This window comes from Caulobacter sp. S45, from assembly GCF_903642205.1.
Classification (GTDB): Bacteria; Pseudomonadota; Alphaproteobacteria; order Caulobacterales; family Caulobacteraceae; genus CAHJWH01.
Genome location: NZ_CAHJWH010000191.1, coordinates 1 through 5,145 on the forward strand (window position 1 = coordinate 1; position 5,145 = coordinate 5,145).

Below are 5,145 nucleotides of genomic sequence, written 5' to 3' on the forward strand. Positions count from 1 at the left end.
GGCGGCGCCTTGGCGGCGAGGGCCGGCAGCTCGTACAGATCCAGGTCCACGGCCTCCGCCAGGGCCAGGGCGTCCGCCCCGTAGCGCTCCCAAAGTCCGGCCCGGGGGGGCGGACGCGTCGCGCCGCGGTCAGGCCGCCAGAACGGCAGCTTCATGAGGAACGTCCTTGACCAGGGCGATACCGCCGGCGGGGCCGATGGTGAGGAAGGGGTGCAGGTAGCGGCGCGCGGTCCCGATCATGCCTTCCGCCGGGGCGGGATAGGCAGCCTGGAGCGCCAGGATGGCGCGGGCGTTTGGGTCCACCACGCCCCGGCCACCCTCACGCTCGGCGACCAGGACCTGGCAGACGTGATGGAACACGCCCCGCCAGTCGCCCCGCGGCGCCTCGGCCAAGGCACGGTGAGCCTCATGGGTGCGAAGCGCTAGCAGGTAGGGGCTGGCCAGCTCCACGTTGCGGTGCCAGAGCGCTCCGCCAAACACGTTCCACTGGCGCAGCACCTCGCCTCGGAAGAGCGGGTGGGCGACTGCGGCGGAGTCCAGAACGCAGCCGGCTTCCACGACGTGCTGATCGTTCTCCACCGTCACGCCGGAGGCGAAGGCGATCGGCTCCAGCGCCATCCAGCCGGCGAGCTGGGTCAGCGCGCCGGGAGTACAGACCAGCATCCCGCCGTCAAGGACCACGGTGACGGGCTCCTGGGCTGCGGCGAGTACCCCGCGGCAGGCCTCCACCGGATCGTCGGCGAGGATGGGGATCAGCCTGCACCAGCCGGGAAGCGGGCCGTGGCGCTGGCGCCAGGCGGAGGAGAAGCGCCAGCAATCGGCGGGCGCCAGCAGCACGTCCACGCCGGTGAAGCTCTTCCGTTCGCGGGCCAGGTGGCCGATCAGCGTCTCGAGCGTTGTGAGGTCTGGACCGCCCAGGATCACGACCCGCACAGGCGCTGGGTCGAGCCAGCGGAGCTGGAAGCCCGTGTCCGCATTGGCCTCGAACCAACCCGGCAGGTTGGTCCGTTCGGCGTGACGCTCCAGGGTCCTCAACTGCGCCTGCAGGGCGTAGGGCTTGGCATCCAGCCCCGAGGCGGTGGAAGCCTGGTGCACCCGCCAGCTGTAGCCGACGCCGGGAACCCGCAGCACGCAAGCGGCCTGTTCGGTCGCGCGTAGGAACAGGTCCCAGTCCTGCGCCCCGTCCACACCCATCGCCCAGCCGCCGATCGCAGACATCAGGTCGGCCCGGATCAGGTTCAGGTGGGTCAGGTAGTTGACCGAGTAGAGCATCTCGGGGCTCCACTCCGGCTTGAACAGGGGCTGGTAGTGACGATCTCCGGCCTCCGAGAGGATCTCCTTGTCGGTGTAGAGGAAGTCCGCCTGCGGCTCGGCGGCGATCGCCGCCGCCATGCGCGACAGGGCCAGCGGCGGCAGCTCGTCGTCGTGGTCCAGCAGGGCGATGTAGTCGCCCCGCGCCAGCTTCAACGCCGCGTTGGAGTTGCCGGCGATGCCGTAGTTGGCCTCCAGCACCTCAAGGCGGATGCGGGGGTCCTTCTTCGCATAGCGCTGCAGGAGCGCCAGCGCGGCCTCGCCATCAGCGTCAGCAAAGCCGATGCACGCCTCCCAGTCTTGGTAGGTCTGGGCGCGAAGCGAGCGCAGCGTCGCCTCCAGGATGCGGGGCGCGATCCTGTAGACCGGCAGCACCACGCTGATCAGCGGGCCGCGGGTGATGGCGCGCAAGCCGGAGCGGCGGTCGAGCTCGGGCTCCACCCGCTTGCGCCACACCGTGTAGGGATCGGCCAGGGTCAGGATTTCTCCAAGGCTTGCAGGCGGTTCGGCGGCGAGGTCTTCCTCGGACAGCAGCCGCGTGCGCTCCGCCTCCAGCCAGGCGTCGGCCACCCCGCTGACCCATTGCGCCAGCCGCTCAAGCAGCGAGTGCGGGCGCACGTACTTCACCCGCAGCACCCGAAGCAGCTTGGCGACCTTCAGGCTGATGTCGCCCTCGTTCCACCAGCCGCCGCCCTGGCCGGTGCGGACCAAGGCCAGCGAGGCGCGCAGATCCTCGATCTCCTTGCGCTGGCGGCGCAGCAGCCGATCCATCTCCTGGATGCGCGGCTCCAGCGCCACGGGGGCGCGAAGCGTCCGATACGGGCTCGCCATGCGCCTGGCCGTCAGCTCAAGGCGCGGGCGGCGTCGGCGCATCCTTCAGGGTCGGCGGACCATCGGGGTTGGCCTGCCAAGTGTTGGTGAAGTCGAAGCCCGCATAGGCCGCCGAGCCGTCCTCCTGCAAGGTCGAGAGCGCGGTCGGCTGGCCCGAGGCTGTCGGCGCCTGGTAGGCCGTCTGGACCGCCTGGCCGCTCAGGGCCGGGAAGCCGTAGACGTAGCTCACCTCGCCCGCGTTCACACCGAGCACTCCGCCCACGGCGGCCCCTGTCGCCGTGACCTTGCCGGTCGTGTAGCTAGTATTCACCGAACCCCCGGCCTGGTTCGTGCCGACCAGGCCGCCGACCACGTTGGTCCCGCTGACCTGGCCCGTGGCGTAGGTGTTGGTGATCGTGCCGTAGTTCACCCCCACCAAGCCGCCGGCATAGTCGTTGCCGCTGACACTGGAGGCGCCGGTCACCGCCCCGGTCGCATAGGCGATGTTGATGGCGCCGTTCCGGTCGTTGTAGCCGACCAAGCCGCCCAGCATGGTGGAGCCCGAGATCGCCGCGGTGGAGATGTCCGCGCTCACCTGGCCGGACGCGTCGCCGCTCCCGATCAGACCCTGGTTCAGGCCCACCAGGCCCCCCACGATGTTCACGCCGCTCACGCTGGAGCTCAGCGCCAGGGAGCCCGAGACGCCGCCCTGGTTCACGCCCACCAGGCCGCCGGCGTAGTCGCCCGTGTCCGTCACCGCACCCGTGGCCGTGTCGGACTTCAGGCTCGCCACCGACTGCCAGCCGGCGAAGCCGCCGACGTACTCGCTGCCGCTCACCGTCGCGCCGCTGGCGGCCCCCCCGCTGATCGCGCCGCCGGTGGCGTTCCAGCCGGCGAAGCCGCCGGTGTAGGCCGCGCCCATCACAGCGCCCGTAGCTGTCCCGCCGGTCACCGTGCCGTAGTTCACCCCCACCAAGCCGCCGCCGTAGCTCCCGCTGGCGGTCACAGCGCCCGCGGCTAACCCGTCGGTGATGGTCGCGCCGGTGTCGTTCCAGCCCGCCAGGCCGCCCACCGCGTTGCGGCCCGAGACGGCGCCGGCTGCGCTCAGCGTCATGGAGGCCGCTCCGCCCAGCGCGCCCTGGTTGAGGCCCACCAGCCCGCCCACATCGTCGACGCCGGCGACCGTGCCGGTCGAGGCGGAGACGTTGCTGACCGCGCCCTTGTTGACGCCGACCAGGCCGCCCGCGTAGTCCCCCGCGCCTAGCACGGCCAAGCCGGCCGGCGTGCTGGCGCTCACCACGCCGCTGGCGGTGGAGTCGCTGATCGTTCCCGCTGTGTCGTTCCAGCCCACCAGGCCGCCGACGTACTCCGTGCCGCCGACCGAGCCTGTGGCCGCGCCTGAGACGGTCCCGTAGTTCAGCCCGACCAGGCCGCCGACATACTCCGCCCCCTGGACAGCGCCGGTGGCCTGGTCGTTGGAGATCATGCCGTAGTTCGAGCCGATCAGGCCGCCCACGTGGCTGCCGATCGAGGCGGTGACGGGGCCGCCGGCTTCGCTTCCGGTGATCGAACCGAAGTTGGCGCCCGCCAAGCCGCCGACGTCGTTCCCCGCCGAGGACGTCACGGTCACAAACGTCGTCGACCCGACGATGCTGGAGCCAGCCTCGGCCACGCCCACCAGCCCGCCCGTGCCGCCGAGGCCCGTCACCGAACCCAAGTCGATGGTCACGTTGTTCAAACTCCCGGAGAGATCCCCCGCGAGGCCCCCCGTATAGCCGGTCCCCGTGACGTTGACGTTCGTGAGGACCAGGTTCTGAACCACGCCGCTGGCGCCGACCGCGCCGAACAGGCCCGCGCCCGTGGGCGTGTCCACCCTCAAGTCGTCGATCGCAAGGCTCAAACCGTCGAGGAGGCCGGTGAACGGGGCGGCGACCGACCCGATCGGGGTGAAGGTCCCGGACAGCTGGAGACCCGCGTTCAGCTGGTAGAGCCCGTCCAGCTCCGCGCCGACCCCCTGCAGCTGGGTGGGCGTGTCCACCAGCATGCGGATGGTCTGCACCCCGCCGCCGCTGATGTCTGCGCTGAAGGGGTTGCCGGCGCGGGTGGTGGCGGAGGACCCGCCATAGGTCCCGGGATTGTAGAGGATGGTCACCGGGCCGCCGGTGTCCACCGACGCGCCCGGGTCGAAGTTGACCGTTCCCGCTCCGGCCACGGCCGTGTCGGCGTTCAGCCGCACCGGACGGCCCCCCGTGGAGCTGATCGCGCCGGACACGTCGATGTCGCGGCCGGCGAGCAGGGTGACCGGACCCAAGGCTGAGACGCTGGAGCCCGGCGCCAGCGTCATCGTGCCGGTGGTGCTCAAGCTGGCCGCCGAGCCGCCGTCCACCTGGGCCGCCACCGTGAGGTCGACGAGGTCCGACAGCTCAAGGCCCTCGCCTGCGGTGAAGCTCCCCAGGGTGGCGATCTGGCCCTGCGTGAAGCTGGCCGCCTCCACCGCCGAGCCGGTGAGGGTCTGGGCCGTCACCGGGGCCGAGGCGACGATCGCGCCCGAAGAGGTCAGGCTCACCACCCCGCCGGCCGCCGACACCGCGCCTTCCAGGGTCACGTCGCCGTTGGTCGAGGCCAGCGCCACGTTCCCCGCGGTTGAGGTCACGGCGGCGGTGGTGGTCAGCGCGCCGCCGGCCACGATGGTGGCCGAGCCTGCGCCGCTGATCGCCTGGTCCACGGCGAAGCCGCCGTCAGCGGTGATGTCGAAGTCAGCTGCGGCGAGGCTGGCGGTGGCGGCCTGGTAGTCGGCCGGCCCGAAGGTCAGGTTCAGCTCGCCCAGCAGGCCAGTGTAGGTGGTCTGTGCGGTTGTGGCGGCCAGCACGCCCGCGGTGAGGGGCGCGCCGGCGATCACCGCGCCCGAGACGACCGGCGTGTCGGTGAAGGACAGGCCGCCCACCGTTGTCGCGTTCGGCAGGATCAGGGTCGTTCCGAGGGCTGAGCCCGCCGCCACCGTACCCGCCGCCACCGCCTGGTAGA

Annotated in this window: 2 protein-coding genes; both read right to left on the reverse strand. The window is 71.7% G+C overall.

Annotated elements, in window-relative coordinates:
* Positions 1 to 129: 129 nt before the first annotated feature.
* Entirely contained in the window at positions 130 to 2,142 is a 2,013-nt protein-coding gene (locus HUV06_RS14515) for a glycosyltransferase (protein ID WP_174301965.1), read from the reverse strand.
* 16 nt (positions 2,143 to 2,158) lie between these two features.
* Positions 2,159 to 5,145, reverse strand: a 2,987-nt coding sequence (locus HUV06_RS14520) for a GLUG motif-containing protein (protein ID WP_217433901.1), incomplete at its 5' end; no start/stop codon positions are given.

Bases quoted from the DNA above. Each gene is read 5' to 3' on its own strand.
- HUV06_RS14515 (WP_174301965.1), bottom strand. From the start codon at position 2,142: ATGGCGAGCCCGTATCGGACGCTTCGCGCCCCCGTGGCGCTGGAGCCG.